This is a genomic window from Desulfosporosinus sp. I2, from assembly GCF_000960765.1.
In the GTDB taxonomy this organism is placed as follows: Bacteria; Bacillota; Desulfitobacteriia; order Desulfitobacteriales; family Desulfitobacteriaceae; genus Desulfosporosinus.
Genome location: NZ_JYNH01000278.1, coordinates 1 through 1,298, shown reverse-complemented (window position 1 = coordinate 1,298; position 1,298 = coordinate 1). Strand labels below are relative to the sequence as shown.

Genomic DNA, 1,298 nt, shown 5'->3' with positions numbered 1-1,298 from the left:
CTCTTTCGTCCGATCACACTATGGCCCTTTCCGCACAAACAGCTTGAGACGTATGCAGACCGGAAGTATTTAGTCGTCGAGATGAACAGCGGTCAATTAGTCGGCGAAGTCGAACGAATTTTTGGGTATAAGGCCGTCGAGCGCCTGAACCGCATGGATGGGGAACTCATCACTCCCCAGGAAGTCATGGACAGAATTCGGGAGGTCATTCAACATGTTTAGTGATATTGCCCAATATTTCCGAACCGAGACCTTACCCCATATCTGGTGCCCAGGCTGCGGGATAGGAACCATCATGGCCGCCATTGTCCGGGCCATCAAAACCTTGCAACTCGACCAAAATAAAGTGATTTTTGTTTCTGGAATTGGCTGCTCCTCTCGGATGCCTGGCTACTTAGACTTCAACACCATCCATACGACCCATGGGAGAGCCTTACCCTTCGCCACAGGCATTAAAGCAGCGCGCCCAGAGTTAGATGTCTTCGTGATCATGGGAGATGGAGATTCCACCGCCATTGGGGGTAACCATTTAATTCATGCCGCCAGGCGCAATATTGATCTAACAGCCATAGTTATAAATAACAGTATTTATGGTATGACCGGGGGTCAGACCTCGCCTTTAACCCCTCATGACAAACGGGGAACGACCTCTCCCTTTGGCAACCTGGAGAGACCCTTTCAAATCCTGGAGTTGGCTAAAGCAGCGGGTGCTACGTATGGGGCTAGAGGCACAGCTTACCATAATCAGCTGCTCACCAAAGTAGTGATCGATGCCTATAACAATTCGGGTTTTTCGATCGTGGAAGCCATTTCCCAATGCCCGGTTTCCTATGGACGGCGCAATAAGTTCAAAACCCCCACGGATATGCTGCTATGGCAAAAAGAGCACGCCTACAGAGCAGGGCAACAGGCGGCTAACGAGGACGATTTTCAGATCGGCGAGATCTTTAAACGACAGGCCCCGGAGTATACCCAAGAATACGAAAAGCTAAGACAGAAATTAAGGGAGGGCAATGTTTGATGGCTAAACAAGAATTTCTGTTAACCGGAACGGGTGGACAAGGGCTCATCTTAGCCGCGATCATGTTGGCCGAGGCAGGTATCAATGCCGGCCAAAATGTGGCGCAAAGTCAAAGCTATGGACCCGAGGCGAGAGGCGGTGCCAGTCGAGCTGAAGTCATTATTGGCGACGAAACCATTCATTACCCCAAAGTCGAAAAACCCGACTTTGTCTTAACCCTCAGTCAAGAAGCCTATAAAAAATATGGTTTGCCTCTGAGCGAAGAAGCCATCCTGAT

2 protein-coding genes and 1 pseudogene are annotated in these 1,298 nt (G+C 49.8%); all 3 read left to right on the top strand.

Translation table 11 applies throughout. From position 1 onward, the window contains the following. Positions 1-222 (top strand): annotated as a pseudogene (locus tag UF75_RS25640) (2-oxoacid:acceptor oxidoreductase subunit alpha); the annotation flags it as partial. Then, on the top strand, positions 215-1,021 hold the full coding sequence (locus tag UF75_RS25635) for a 2-oxoacid:ferredoxin oxidoreductase subunit beta (protein WP_045577339.1): 807 nt from the start codon (positions 215-217) through the stop codon (positions 1,019-1,021). The pseudogene UF75_RS25640 and the gene UF75_RS25635, both read left to right, overlap by 8 nt. Then, on the top strand, positions 1,021-1,298 hold a 278-nt coding region (locus UF75_RS25630; protein WP_045577338.1), incomplete at its 3' end, for a 2-oxoacid:acceptor oxidoreductase family protein. The genes UF75_RS25635 and UF75_RS25630, both read left to right, overlap by 1 nt.